Below are 13,098 nucleotides of genomic sequence, written 5' to 3' on the forward strand. Positions count from 1 at the left end.
GGTCGTCATGCGCCGGGCGGGTCTTCGCCCAGCGTGCGAAAGAAGTCGGCCACCGCCGGCCGCACGCGCGACCCGCCGTGCGACAGCGCGGTGCCGATGCTGATGAAGCACAGCGCGTGCTGCCCCTCGCGCAGGTCGAAGAGCTGGCGCAGGCTGTCCGAGCCGAGGGCCTGGCCGCTGGTGAGCGCCGAGCCGAAACCCAGCGCCGTGGCCATGAGCAGCACGTTCTGAACCGCGCAACCGGTGGACAGGATGCGCTCGTGCAGATCGACCCGGGCGTCGCCGCACAGGCCGTCCACCACCACCAGCATCAGCCAGGGCGCGCGGTACGCTTTGTCGCCCGCCTGCGCCACCTGCTCGGGGGCAGCGGTGGGGTCGCGTTCGAGCAGGGCCTGGGCGAACGCGTCGGCGAGCGCGCCGCGCCGCTCGGCCGGCACGGCAATGAAGCGCCAGGGCAGGAGCTGGCGGTGGTCGGGCGCGGCGGTGGCCGCGGCCAGGATCGCCTGCTGCTGCGCGGCGTCGGGGCCGGGCGCCACCAGGCGCTTGGGCAGCACGGTCTGGCGCGCCTGGATCAGCTCGCCGGCGATGGCGGCCCAGTCGGGGGCGTCGGTCTCCGGGGAGGGGGTGGCGCGCATGGGAGGCATGAGGATCAGCCCGGGCGACCATCCACGCGCACGCGGCCGTACCAGCTGGCCATGCGCAGGCCCCAGACCGCCATCACGCCGGCCCACAGCAGGGCCGCGACCATGAGCAGGCCCACCGGCGCCTGCTCCAGCGCCGCGGTGATGCGCAGCACCACCGCCAGCTGCAGCAGCCAGAACAGCGTCCAGACCAGGTTGTCGGCCACCAGGGTGCGCCCGCTGTGGCCGCAAGACACGCGCGTGACCATGGCCAGCATCAGCGAGCCCAGGCAGCCCATGGTGAGCGCGTGCAGCGCGCCCAGGCCGAGCACCGGCGTGCCCAGCCGCAGGCCAAACAATTGCGAGGTGCCCGCGAGCACGAAGGACAGGCCCAGCCAGAGAAAGCCCAGGTGCAGCATGGCCAGCAGCCGGATGCTCAGGCTCTGCACCAGCCCCCAGACAAAGGCCAGCCACAGAATCACGCTGCCCGCGGCCAGCTCCATCAGGCCCAGGCTGAGCATCCAGCCCCGGCCCAGGGGCCAGCCGATCAGGGGGGCCCACACCGCCAGCACTTCGAGCGCCACGGCGCCGAGCAGCACCCACAGCACCCAAAACGGCCGCCAGGCGTCGAGCATGGGCACGGCGCTGGAGGTGAAGAACGGGATCATGCGGTGCGCCACCACCAGGTAGGTCACGACGACGAAGCCCCAGAGCCCGGTGAGCACGGCGGCGCGGGCCACGTCGAACGCGTCCAGCGACAAGGCCGCCAGCATGAGCGCCAGGCTCGCCACGCCCACCGCCCCGGCCAGGCCCACGGTCTTGGCGTGCAGGCGGTCCGGCTGGGTGCTGCGCAGCACCAGTTGCCAGAACAGGGCGACCATCCAGCCCAGGCCCAGCAGCGCGGCGCCCGCACCGGCCATGGCCAGCCCGGCGGCGCTGTGCAGCCCGAGCAGCCAGACCAGCCAACCCCCGGCCTGCAGCAGCAGCGGCGCCACCAGCGCCGTCACGGCGGGCGGCGACACGCCCAGCCACTTCGGCCCGGCGGTGAAGAGAAAGCCGGCGAAGAAGAGCGGGATGAACCCGAAGGTCATGACCGAGGCGTGGCCCAGCGTGGGCGAGACCGCGTAGGACAGGCCCACCAGGCCGCTCACGCGGTCCACCTGCACCAGCGCCCACCAGGCGCCCGAGGCCAGCAGCAGCAGCACGGCCAGCGCGAACCCCAGCCGGTGCGGCGCCAGCAGCAGGTGCCGCGGCCGCCAGGGCCGCCGCCCGGGCGGCTCGGCCCGGGGAGCGGGGGTGGTCGCCTGCGCGCGCACGGGCCGGATCGGCAGCACCGGGCGCGCGGGCGTGTTCATCCGCAGCTGCCGAGGTGGCCGCACGAGGTGCAGTAGTCGCAGCCGTCCTTGCGGATCATGGCGTGCGCACCACACTCGGGGCATTTTTTGCCCGCCATCACGCCCGAGGGCATGCCGACGAGTTCGGGCATGGCCGGCGCCGCCGGGGCGCTGGCCGCCACCACGCCCGGCTGGGCCCGGCGCGCGATGATGTTCTGCAGCGCGAAGGCGATGGCCGCGACCTCGGAGTCGTGCCACATCGGCACGTGCGTGCCATCGGCCTTTTGATACGTGCCCAGGCGCACCGGGCCACGGTCCCAGGCGACCTTGCGCATGTCGGACAGCGCACGGCCCAGGAAGCCGCCGCGCGCGGCCAGCGAGAGCATGCGCATGGTGGAGGTGATCCACTGCTGCGACTCGCCGCTCTGCCCCACGGGCATAAAGAACTCGATGGCGCGTTCGACCGTGCCCACGCCATCAGCGGCCGGCACCGGCAGGAAGGAGACCACGATGTACAGCGTCTTGTGGCCTTCCTGCGTCCAGTACTCGATCTTGTCGGCCACGGCCGAGAGGGCGCCCTTGGGGCGGCTCTCGATCACGGTGCGCATCGGGTCCACCGGCGCGGGGGCGGGCGCGGCGGAGGCCTTGGCGTCGGTCGCGGCGCTGCCGGTGTCGAGGACCGAGCCGAGGATGCTGTTGGGCCGGTAGGTGGCCATGCCCTTGAGGTTGGCGCGCCAGGCTTTCTGGTACAGGCTCTTGAAGTCTTCGAATGGGTAGTCGGCCGCGACGTTCACCGTCTTGGAAATGGCGGTGTCCACGAAGGGCTGCACCGCTTCCATCATGGCGATGTGTTCGCCCGCGCTCATGGCCAGTGCGTTGACGAAATAGTCGGGCAGTTGGTCCACGTCACCGCCGAGTTCGCGGTACAGGCGCCAGGCGTGGTCTTCCACCGCGTACTCGCTGGTGGAGCCGTCGGCCTCGCGCTTCTTGCGGCGGTACATCCAGGAGAACGGCGGCTCGATGCCGTTGGAGGCGTTGTCGGCAAAGGCCAGGCTCACCGTGCCGGTGGGCGCGATGGACAGCAAGTGGCTGTTGCGGATGCCGTGTTTGCGGATGGCCTTCTTGATCGCCTCGGGCAGGCGGCTGGCGAAGGTGCCGGGGGCCAGGTAGCCCTCGGCGTCGAATTTGGGGAACACGCCCTTTTCCTTGCCGAGTTCGACGGACGCGAGGTAGGCGGCGTTGCGCATGCGCTCGGCGATCTGGGCCGCCATGGCCCGGCCGTCTTCGCGGTCGTAGCGCACGCAGAGCATGGCCAGGGCATTGCCCATGCCGGTGAAGCCCACGCCGATGCGGCGCTTGGCGGCGCTTTCGGCGCGCTGCTGCTCCAGCGGCCAGAAGGTCACGTCGAGCACGTTGTCCAGCGCGCGCACCTGGGTCGCCACCGCCTGCTCGAAGGCCTCGAAATCGAACACCGGCACACCGCCAAACCCGAACGGGTTCTTGACGAAGCGGGTGAGGATGATGGGACCGAGGTCGCAGCAGCCGTAGGGCGGCAAAGGTTGCTCACCGCAGGGGTTGGTCGCGGCGATGGTCTCGCAGTAGTGCAGGTTGTTGTCGGTGCCGATCTTGTCCAGGAACAGGATGCCGGGTTCGGCGAAGTCGTAGGCCGACTTCATGATGGTGTCCCACAGCTCGGTGGCCGACAGGGTCTGGTAGACCCACATGCCGTCGCTGCGCTGGTAGGCGCCCTTGTCCATCAGGGTCTTGCCGGGCTTGGCCTTGTGCACCAGCTCCCAGGGCTGGTCGTTGCCCACGGCTTCCATGAAGGCGTCGCTCACGCCGACGGAGACGTTGAAATTGTTCCAGCGGCCGGGGGTGCGCTTGGCGGTGATGAACTCCATCACGTCCGGGTGGTCGATGCGCAGCACGCCCATCTGCGCGCCACGGCGTGCGCCCGCGCTCTCCACGGTGGAGCAGCTCTGGTCGAACACGTTGATGTAGCTGCAGGGGCCCGACGCCATGGAATGCGTGCCCTTGACCTCGGCGCCCTTGGGGCGGATGCGGGAAAAGTCATACCCCACGCCGCCGCCGCGGCGCATGGTCTCGGCGGCTTCGCGCAGGGCTTCGTAGATGCCGGGGTAACCCTCGGCGTCCACGCCCTGGATGGCGTCGCCCACGGGTTGCACGAAACAGTTGATCAAAGTGGCCTGGATGTCGGTGCCGGCCGCGCTCATGATGCGGCCCGCGCCGATGGCGCCCACGTGCAGGTTGTCCAGGAAGCGCTGTTCCCACTCGGCCCGGTCGGCTTCTTTTTCCACCGAAGCGAGCGCACGCGCCACGCGGCGGTACAGGTCTTCAAGACCGGTTTCACCCGGTTTCAAATATTTCTCGGCCAGCACGTCCTGGCTGATGGGTTGGGTGGCGGTCAGGTCCTGGGGACGCATGGTGTTGTCGCGTTTCATGTCTGTTTTCCGGTGTAAGGCTCAGGCGAGGGCCTGGGGTCGAATGCCCACGAACGACCACCGCAACAGATCACGAACGGAGAGCATGTCGCTGCCCCATGGCAACAACCCGGCTCCCCGGAAAAAAAGACCCTTGCACTGGTCGCCATCGAAGGCGTGGCCCAGTTGCTGGTCGATACAGAACTGGCCCATGTCGGGCTTTCCGCCCCTCAGGCCGCGATGGGCGAGGCGGTCGAAAGCCATGCCGCATTTTGCCTTGACATGGGCAACCGCTTTCCGGTTGGGCCCAATTCGTGAATAAATTCCGCCTTCCCCAGAATCCATATGCACTTTTTCATCAGTCCGCGAGGATTTGTCCATCGTGTTCCACATAAGGTTGGTAGGGCCCGGTGCCGCTGTGGGAGGCTAACGATGCGGGCACGAACGCTCCTTGCTCTGCGTCAAACACGTGGACTTCTCCGTCCTCGATCACGTAATGCCAGCCGTGCAGCGAGAGGTGGCCGGCCTCCACGGCGCGGCGCACCATGGGGTAGTCCATCAGCCGCTCCAGCTGCAGCACCACGGCGCGCTGCTCGGTGCGGCGCAGCGCCTCGGTACTGGCCTGTACCGGCAACAGGGCCTCGTCGGCCAGCTTGAGCCAGGCCTTGAGCGCCACCGCTTCCTCGGGCGCGCCTTCGTAGGCGGCGCGGATGGCGCCGCAATGGCTGTGGCCGCAGACGATGATGCGCTCCACCTTCAGGTTGAGCACGGCGAACTCGATCGCGGCCATGGTGCCGTGCAGGCCGTGCGACTGGTCATACGGCGGGATGAACGCCCCCACGTTGCGCACCAGGAACAGCTCGCCCGGTGCGGCACCCGTCAGCAGGTACGGCACCAGGCGCGAGTCCGAACAACCGATGAACAGCGTCTTGGGATGCTGCCCCTGCGCCACCAGATCCTGAAAACGTTGCTGGTGCCGCGGGAAATAGTCCGAATGGAAATCGCGCAGGCGCAGCAGCAGGTCGTCAGGCATGGCGGGCCATCACTGCACCAGCGGGGAATCGGCGCCGATCAGGTCCACGCCTTCGATCTGCGCCTCCCCCACCAGCAGCTGCATGTACTGGCGCAGCGCCGTGGTGCGCGACTGCAGCAGCAGGCGCGAGGCGATCTGCTGGCGCAGTTCCTCGAACTCGGGCAGGCGGCCTTTCTTGCGGCCCAGCACCTCGATGATGTGCAGGCCGAAGCGGGTGTTGACCAGGCGCGGGTGCACGCCCATGCCCCAGCGCGAATCGCTCTGGAAAAACAGCTCATTGGCCAGCTCGGGCGCGCAGTCGTCCGGCGTGAGCCAGCCCAGGTCGCCGCCCTGGGCGCTCGACGGGCAGTTGGACAGCTCACCGGCCAGTTGATCGAAGCGCCCGGGTGAGACGTCCTTGCGGGTCAGTTCCAGCAACGCGGCTTCGGCGCGCAGCGTGAGCGCGTGCACGTTCACCCCCGGCGTCACGGCGAACAGGATGTGGCGCACGTGCAGCGCCTGGCCCACGATGAAGCGGCTCTTCTGGGCCGCGTAGTGGCGGCGGCATTCGTCCTCGGTGGGCTCGGGCACGCTCACCACCTGGTCCACCATGGCCTCGATGATCTGGCGCTGCGTCTCGTCGGGCGCGCGTGCGATCAGCCCACCGTAGCGCGGCAGCAGCCCGGCCCGCACGGCCTGCTGGCGCAGCAGCTCGGTGCAGGCGCGTTCGCGCAGGGTCTGGGCGTCCAGGGCCTCGCCCGGCTCGTGCAGGGCGATGCCGTTGACGTGGGCAACCGAGGGCTGCGCCAGTTCGGAACAGGCGCAGGTGCTGCTGCCGCAGCCGGTAGTGGATGTTGCGTTCATGGAAAGTCTCCGGAAAGCTTCAGGCGGCGCGGTCGCGCTGGCTCAGTGGCGCGCGCGGCGCCATACCCAGACGACGGCTGCGCACCAGTTGGTAAGGGCGCACCACGTAGGCCAGCGTGCCAAAGCCGCTCCACACGTGCACCAGGCGGGTGAAGGGGAAGATCAGGAAGATGCTCATGCCCAGGAACATGTGGGCCTTGAACACCCAGCCGGCCTCGACCAGCAGCTCGGGCGCGCCGGCGCGGAAGGTCACGATGCGCTGCGCCCACTCGGCCAGCTTCATCATCATGCCGCCGTCCAGGTGCTGGGCCGACAGCGGGATGGTGGCCAGACCCAGCGCGAACTGCAGCCACAGCAGGACCAGCAGCACGATGTCGCTGGTCTTGGAGTTGACGCGGATGCGCACGTCGGAGAGGCGGCGGTGCAGCAGGATGCTCACGCCGATGAAGCCCAGCAGGCCGAACAGGCCGCCCGAGATCATGGCCATGAGCTGCTTGGCGCCGGCCGTCATGAAGGGCTCGTACACGAAGTGCGGCGTGAGCATGCCCACGCTGTGGCCGAAGAACAGGAACAGGATGCCGACGTGGAACAGGTTGCTGCCCCAGCGCAGCTGCCCGGCGCGCAGCAGCTGCGAGGAATCGCTTTTCCAGGTGTACTGGTCGCGGTCGAAACGGATCAGGCTGCCCAGCAGGAACACGGTGAGGGCGATGTAGGGGTAGTAGCCGAAGAGGAATTGGTCAAGGGGGTTCATGAGCGTCTCCAGGGGGTCTCAAGCGGCCGCGCGGGCCGCGGGCGACTGGCGCACGATGTGGATCGGCTGCGGCTCGCCGGGGCGCGACTGGCCGCGCGTGCTGCAGCCGTCGAAGGCCTGTGGCTCGGCCCAGGCCTCGTCCATGGCCTCGTCGGCCGCGAACGGCACGGCCTGCGCCTTCTGCCCGGCGAGTTCGAGCACCGCGGCCAGCACGGCGGCGTAGGGGCTTTCGCGTTTGAGCAGGGCACTGAAGATGGCGTTGAGGATGTGGGCCATCTCGGCGAGGAAAGCGCGCGCCAGCTGCGGCGGCTGCGTGGAGGCGAACTCCAGCACCACGCAGAGGTGGTCGGGCAGTTCCTCGGGGCCGAGGAACAGGCCGGCCTTCTCGTAGGTCTGCACCAGATCGATCATGGCCGGGCCGCGGTCGCGCGAGTCGCCGTGCACGTGCTCGAACAGGTGCAGCGAGGTGGCGCGGCCCCGGTCGAAGGTATCGACGTAGCGCGCCTCGACCTCGAACGGATCGAGCCGCAGCAGCTCGGCGGCCAGGGCGCGCAGCTCGGTGCGGCGCGCGACCGGCACGGCCTGCTCCTCGTCGAGCACGTCGAGCAGGGCCGGCAGCTCGGCACGCCAGGAGGCGTCCGGGTAGGCCAGCAGGCGGGCCAGGGCGCGCAGGGAATAGCGGGTGTTTTTCATGGTCTTGCGCTCTTTCATACAACCGACTGGATCGGGATCGTGCGGCGCTTGTCGCCGCCGAACAGGCTGGTTTCGCTGGCGCCGTCCGAGCAGCCATTGCCGAACGAGAAGCCACAGCCACCGCGCAGATCGAAAGCGTTTTCGGCGTACTCGCGGTGCGAGGTCGGGATCACGAAGCGGTCTTCGTAGTTGGCGATCGCCATCACGTGGTACATCTCTTCGACTTGGGCCACCGTGAGGCCGGTCTGCTCCAGCACCGCGAGGTTCTGCACACCGTCGACGTGCTTGCCGCGCTGGTAGGAGCGCATGGCCAGCATGCGTTCGAGCGAGCGCACCACGGGACCGGTGTCGCCGGCGGTCAGCAGGTTGGCCAGGTACTGCACGGGGATGCGCATCTGTGTGAAGTCGGGCAGCTCGCCGTTGACGCCGATCTGGCCGGCGTTGACCGCCGAGGAGATGGGCGAGAGCGGCGGCACGTACCAGACCATGGGCAGGGTGCGGTACTCGGGGTGCAGCGGCAGCGCGACCTTCCAGTCGATCGCCATCTTGTAGACCGGACTGTTCTGCGCGCCGGTGATCCAGTTCTCCGGAATGCCGTCGAGCCGGGCCTGCTCGATCACCTTGGGATCGTGCGGGTTGAGGAAGATGTCGAGCTGGGCCTGGTACAAGTCCTTCTCGTCGGGCACGCTGGCGGCTTCCTGGATGCGGTCGGCGTCGTACAGCACCACGCCCAGGTAGCGGATGCGGCCCACGCAGGTTTCGGAACACACCGTGGGCTGGCCCGCTTCGATGCGCGGGTAGCAGAAGATGCACTTCTCGGCCTTGCCGGTCTGCCAGTTGTAATAGATCTTCTTGTAGGGGCAGCCGCTCACGCACATGCGCCAGCCGCGGCACTTGTCCTGGTCGATCAGCACGATGCCGTCGTCCTCGCGCTTGTAGATCGAACCCGAGGGGCAGGACGCCACGCAGGCCGGGTTCAGGCAGTGCTCGCACAGGCGCGGCAGGTACATCATGAAGGTGTTCTCGAACTGGCCCACCATGTCTTTCTGGACCTGCTCGAAGTTCGCCAGGTTGGCGTCCTTGCTGCGCTTGCTGAACTCACCGCCCAGGATCTCTTCCCAGTTCGGGCCCCATTCGATCTTCTCCATGCGCTGGCCGGTGATCAGGCTGCGCGGGCGCGCGGTCGGCGGCGCCTTGGTCTCGGCGGCCGACTGCAGGTGGTCGTAGTCGAAGGTGTAGGGCTCGTAGTAGTCGTCGATCTGCGGCAGGTTGGGGTTGGAGAAGATGCGCATGAGCAGCTTCCACTTGCCGCCCTGCTTGGGCTCGATGGAGCCGTCGGCTTTGCGGACCCAGCCCCCGTTCCACTTGTCCTGGTTCTCCCACTCCTTGGGGTAACCGATGCCGGGCTTGGTCTCGACGTTGTTGAACCAGGCGTATTCCATGCCGGGGCGGCTGGTCCACACGTTCTTGCAGGTGACCGAACAGGTGTGGCAACCAATGCACTTGTCCAGGTTCAGCACCATGGCGATTTGGGCACGAACTTTCATGTTGTTTTCTCCTGTGCTGATCAAGCCTGAACGGTGTCGGTGCCCTGGCCGTCGAGCCAGTCGATCTTGCGCATCTTGCGCACGATGACGAACTCGTCGCGGTTGGTGCCGATGGTTCCGTAGTAGTTGAAGCCGTAGCTGAACTGCGCGTAGCCGCCGATCATGTGGGTGGGCTTGGTGACGATGCGGGTGACCGAGTTGTGGATGCCGCCGCGCGTGCCGGTGATCTCCGAGCCGGGGGTGTTGATGATCTTTTCCTGGGCGTGGTACATGAGCACCATGCCGGGGTTCACACGCTGGCTCACCACCGCGCGCGCCGCGATGGCGCCGTTGGCGTTGAAGAGTTCCACCCAGTCGTTGTCCTCGATGCCGGCGCCCTTGGCGTCGTCTTCGCTCAGCCAGATCACCGGGCCGCCCCGGTTCAGCGTAAGCATCATCAGGTTGTCGGTGTAGGTCGAGTGGATGCCCCACTTCTGGTGCGGCGTGATGAAGTTGAGCGAGATCTCCTTGTTGCCGTTGGGCTTGCGGTCGATCATGTCGCCCACCGTCTTCAGGTCCACCGGCGGGCGGTAGCTGGTGAGGCCTTCACCGAAGGCGATCATCCAGGGGTGGTCCAGGTAGAAGTGCTGGCGGCCGGTGAGGGTGCGCCATGGGATCAGTTCGTGCACGTTGGTGTAGCCGGCGTTGTAGGACACCTTCTCGGATTCGAGGCCGGACCAGGTCGGGCTGGAGATGATCTTGCGCGGCTGGGCCTGGATGTCGCGGAAGCGGATCTTCTCGTCTTCGCGGTGCAGCGCCAGGTGGGCGTGCTCGCGGCCGGTGATCTTGCTGAGCGCTTCCCAGGCCTTCACCGCCACGTGGCCGTTGGTCTCGGGCGCGAGCTGCAGCACCACCTCGCAGGCGTCGATGTCGCTCTCGATGCGGGCCATGCCCTGGGTCACACCCTCGGCCTTCACGGTGCCGTTGAGTTCCTTGAGCTGGGCCACCTCGGTGTCGGTGTTCCAGCCGATGCCCTTGCCGCCGTTGCCCACTTTTTCCATCAGCGGGCCCAGGGCCGTGAAACGCTTGTAGGTGTTGGGGTAGTCGCGCACCACCACCTGGATCTGCGGCGCGGTCTTGCCGGGGATCAGCTCGCACTCGCCCTTGCTCCACTCTTTCACGTCAAACGGCTGGGCCAGTTCGGCGGGGGTGTCGTGCATCAACGGCGTGAGCACCACCTCGCGCTCCACGCCCAGGTGGCCGACGCAAACCTCGCTGTAGGCCTTGGCGAAACCCTTGTAGATCTCCCAGTCGCTCTTGCTCTGCCAGGCCGGGTCCACCGCGGTGGACAACGGGTGGATGAAGGGGTGCATGTCGCTGGTGTTGAGGTCGTTCTTCTCGTACCAGGTGGCCGTGGGCAGCACGATGTCGGAATACAGACAGGTGGTGCTCATGCGGAAGTCCAGCGTGACCAGCAGGTCCAGCTTGCCTTCGGGCGCCTTGTCGTGCCACTTCACCTCTTTGGGTTTGGCCTCGTCGGCGCCCAGGTCCTTGCCCTGCACACCGTGGGTGGTGCCCAGCAGGTGCTTCAGGAAATACTCGTGGCCCTTGCCGCTGGAGCCCAGCAGGTTGGAACGCCAGACGAACAGGTTGCGCGGCCAGTTCAGCGGGTTGTCCGGGTCTTCGCAGCTCATCTTGAGCGTGCCGTCCTTCAGGCCCTGGACGGCGTAGTCCTTGGGGTCCATGCCGGCGGCGGTGGCGTCACGCACCACCTGCATCGGGTTGGTCTGCAGTTGCGGCGCGCTGGGCAGCCAGCCCATGCGCTCGGCGCGCACGTTGTAGTCGATCAGGCTGCCGCCGAACTTGGCCTTGTCGGCCAGCGGTGAGAGGATTTCTTCCACGCCCAGCTTCTCGTAGCGCCACTGGTCGGTGTGGGCGTAGAAGAAGCTGGTGCTGTTCATCTGGCGCGGCGGGCGCACCCAGTCCAGCGCGAAGGCCAGCGCGGTCCAGCCGGTCTGCGGGCGCAGTTTTTCCTGGCCCACGTAGTGCGCCCAGCCGCCGCCGCTCTGGCCGATGCAGCCGCACATCATCAGCATGTTGATGATGCCGCGGTAGTTCATGTCGCTGTGGTACCAGTGGTTCATGGCCGCGCCGATGATGACCATGGACTTGCCCCGGGTCTTGTCGGCGTTGTCGGCGAACTGGCGCGCCACGGCGATCACCTGGTCGCGCTTCACGCCGGTGATCTTTTCCTGCCAGGCGGGCGTGTAGGGGGTGTCGTCGTCGTAGCTGGTGGCGGCGTTTTCACCCGCGATGCCGCGCGCGACGCCGTAGTTGGCCACCGTGAGGTCGAACACGGTGGCGACCAGTGCGTAGCGCTCTTCACCGGCCTTGCCGAGCTTGACGCGGCGCACCGGCACCTTGCGAACCAGCACGTCGTCCACCGCGCCGGCCTGCTTGTTGGCGCTGAAGTTGGGGGTGTCGATGCCGCCGAAATACGGGAAGCCGACCTCGCCCACCTGGTAGTCGGGCTGTGCGCCCTCCATCAGGCTGAGCTTGAGCTGCACGGTCTCGCCGTTGCGCGCTTCGCGGTTCTCCAGGTTCCACTGGCCGGCGTCTTCGGTGCCCTCGGCGCCCCAGCGGAAACCGATGGAGCCGTTGGGCAGCACGATCTTGTCGTGTTCGTCGAGGGCGACCGTCTTCCACTCGGGGTTGTGGTCCTGCCCGAGCTTGCCGTTGAAGTCGCTGGCGCGCAGGTAGCGCCCCGGCACCAGCACCGTGCGGCCGTCGGGCAGGGTGCGCTCTTCGAGCTGCACCAGGTTGGGCATGTCGGTGTAGCGGCGCACGTAGTCGTCGAAATACGCGCTGCGCTTCTCGAAATAGAACTCCTTGAGGATCACGTGGCCCATGGCCATGGCCACGGCTGCGTCGGTGCCCTGCTTGGGATGCATCCAGAGGTCGCAGAGCTTGCTGATCTCGGCGTAGTCGGGCGTGATCGCCACCGTCTTGGCGCCCTTGTAGCGCACCTCGGTGAAGAAGTGGGCGTCGGGCGTGCGGGTCTGGGGCACGTTGGAGCCCCAGGCGATGATGAAGGTGGAGTTGTACCAGTCGGCCGACTCGGGCACGTCGGTCTGCTCACCCCAGACCTGCGGGCTGGACGGGGGCAGATCGCAGTACCAGTCGTAGAAGCTCATACACACGCCGCCGATCAGCGACAGGTAGCGCGAGCCCGCGGCGTAGCTCACCATGGACATGGCGGGAATCGGCGAGAAGCCGAGCACGCGGTCGGGGCCGTACTTCTTGGCGGTGTAGACGTTGGCGCTGGCGATGAGCTGGTTCACCTCGTCCCAGGTGCTGCGCACGAAGCCGCCCAGGCCGCGCTGCTGCTGCCATTCACGGCGGGCTTCGTCGTTCTCCACGATGGCGGCCCAGGCGTCCACCGGGCTCTTGGCCACGGCCAGCGCGGCGCGCCAGTGCTTGAGCAGGCGCGCGCGGACCATGGGGTATTTCACCCGGTTGGCCGAATACAGGTACCAGCTGTACGAAGCACCGCGGGCGCAGCCGCGTGGCTCGTGGTTGGGCAGGTCGGCGCGGGTGCGCGGGTAGTCGGTCTGCTGGGTTTCCCAGGTGACGATACCGCCCTTCACGTAGATCTTCCACGAGCAGGAGCCCGTGCAGTTCACGCCGTGGGTGGAGCGCACGATCTTGTCGTGCGCCCAGCGGTCGCGGTAGGCGTCTTCCCAGGTGCGGTCTTCGCCGGTGGTGACGCCATGGTCGCCCGAGAAGGCTTCCTTCGGGGCGGAAAAATGGCTCAGGCGGTCGAGAAAATGGCTCATGTGTGTCTCCGGAAAATGGGG

At 67.6% G+C, this 13,098-nt stretch carries 10 protein-coding genes; all 10 read right to left on the reverse strand.

Going from position 1 to position 13,098, the window contains the following annotated elements; all coding sequences use genetic code 11:
• Window positions 1-5: 5 nt before the first annotated feature.
• The gene (locus HTA01S_RS21430; protein WP_068175072.1) at window positions 6-635 is read right to left on the reverse strand and encodes a nitroreductase family protein; all 630 of its coding nucleotides are present in this window, start codon (window positions 633-635) and stop codon (window positions 6-8) included.
• Window positions 636-649: 14 nt separating this feature from the next.
• Complete coding sequence (locus HTA01S_RS21435; RefSeq protein ID WP_084236425.1) at window positions 650-1,975, reverse strand: NnrS family protein; 1,326 nt, start codon at window positions 1,973-1,975, stop codon at window positions 650-652.
• Window positions 1,972-4,416 (reverse strand): adenosylcobalamin-dependent ribonucleoside-diphosphate reductase, encoded by a 2,445-nt coding sequence (locus tag HTA01S_RS21440; protein WP_068175074.1) that lies wholly within the window; start codon window positions 4,414-4,416, stop codon window positions 1,972-1,974. The genes HTA01S_RS21435 and HTA01S_RS21440 overlap by 4 nt, the downstream gene beginning before the upstream one ends.
• 21 nt (window positions 4,417-4,437) lie before the next feature.
• Window positions 4,438-4,659, reverse strand: coding sequence for a hypothetical protein (locus HTA01S_RS21445; RefSeq protein ID WP_068175076.1), 222 nt, complete (start codon window positions 4,657-4,659; stop codon window positions 4,438-4,440).
• A 94-nt stretch (window positions 4,660-4,753) separates the two neighbouring features.
• Complete coding sequence (locus tag HTA01S_RS21450; protein ID WP_068175079.1) at window positions 4,754-5,428, reverse strand: carbonic anhydrase; 675 nt, start codon at window positions 5,426-5,428, stop codon at window positions 4,754-4,756.
• Between the two features lie 9 nt (window positions 5,429-5,437).
• A complete protein-coding gene (locus tag HTA01S_RS21455; RefSeq protein ID WP_068175081.1) occupies window positions 5,438-6,271 on the reverse strand; it encodes a peptidylprolyl isomerase in 834 nt (277 codons plus the stop codon).
• A gap of 19 nt (window positions 6,272-6,290) precedes the next feature.
• Window positions 6,291-7,022, reverse strand: coding sequence for a respiratory nitrate reductase subunit gamma (gene narI, locus HTA01S_RS21460; protein WP_068175083.1), 732 nt, complete (start codon window positions 7,020-7,022; stop codon window positions 6,291-6,293).
• Between the two features lie 18 nt (window positions 7,023-7,040).
• A complete protein-coding gene (gene narJ / locus HTA01S_RS21465; protein ID WP_068175085.1) occupies window positions 7,041-7,733 on the reverse strand; it encodes a nitrate reductase molybdenum cofactor assembly chaperone in 693 nt (230 codons plus the stop codon).
• On the reverse strand, window positions 7,730-9,262 hold the full coding sequence (gene narH, locus HTA01S_RS21470; RefSeq protein ID WP_068175087.1) for a nitrate reductase subunit beta: 1,533 nt from the start codon (window positions 9,260-9,262) through the stop codon (window positions 7,730-7,732). The genes narJ and narH overlap by 4 nt, the downstream gene beginning before the upstream one ends.
• 20 nt (window positions 9,263-9,282) lie before the next feature.
• Window positions 9,283-13,077 carry a nitrate reductase subunit alpha gene (locus tag HTA01S_RS21475; protein WP_068175089.1) on the reverse strand — a complete coding sequence of 1,265 codons (3,795 nt, stop codon included), beginning with the start codon at window positions 13,075-13,077 and terminating at the stop codon, window positions 9,283-9,285.
• Window positions 13,078-13,098: the final 21 nt, after the last annotated feature.

Source organism: Hydrogenophaga taeniospiralis CCUG 15921, from assembly GCF_001592305.1.
Classification (GTDB): domain Bacteria; phylum Pseudomonadota; class Gammaproteobacteria; order Burkholderiales; family Burkholderiaceae_C; genus Hydrogenophaga; species Hydrogenophaga taeniospiralis.

Excerpts from the sequence above, each read along its gene's own strand:
- HTA01S_RS21430 (WP_068175072.1), bottom strand. The coding sequence starts at position 635 with ATGCGCGCCACCCCCTCCCCGGAGACCGACGCCCCCGACTGGGCCGCC.
- HTA01S_RS21435 (WP_084236425.1), bottom strand. The coding sequence starts at position 1,975 with ATGAACACGCCCGCGCGCCCGGTGCTGCCGATCCGGCCCGTGCGCGCG.
- HTA01S_RS21440 (WP_068175074.1), bottom strand. The coding sequence starts at position 4,416 with ATGAAACGCGACAACACCATGCGTCCCCAGGACCTGACCGCCACCCAA.
- HTA01S_RS21445 (WP_068175076.1), bottom strand. The coding sequence starts at position 4,659 with ATGGCTTTCGACCGCCTCGCCCATCGCGGCCTGAGGGGCGGAAAGCCC.
- HTA01S_RS21450 (WP_068175079.1), bottom strand. The coding sequence starts at position 5,428 with ATGCCTGACGACCTGCTGCTGCGCCTGCGCGATTTCCATTCGGACTAT.
- HTA01S_RS21455 (WP_068175081.1), bottom strand. The coding sequence starts at position 6,271 with ATGAACGCAACATCCACTACCGGCTGCGGCAGCAGCACCTGCGCCTGT.
- narI (WP_068175083.1), bottom strand. The coding sequence starts at position 7,022 with ATGAACCCCCTTGACCAATTCCTCTTCGGCTACTACCCCTACATCGCC.
- narJ (WP_068175085.1), bottom strand. The coding sequence starts at position 7,733 with ATGAAAGAGCGCAAGACCATGAAAAACACCCGCTATTCCCTGCGCGCC.
- narH (WP_068175087.1), bottom strand. The coding sequence starts at position 9,262 with ATGAAAGTTCGTGCCCAAATCGCCATGGTGCTGAACCTGGACAAGTGC.
- HTA01S_RS21475 (WP_068175089.1), bottom strand. The coding sequence starts at position 13,077 with ATGAGCCATTTTCTCGACCGCCTGAGCCATTTTTCCGCCCCGAAGGAA.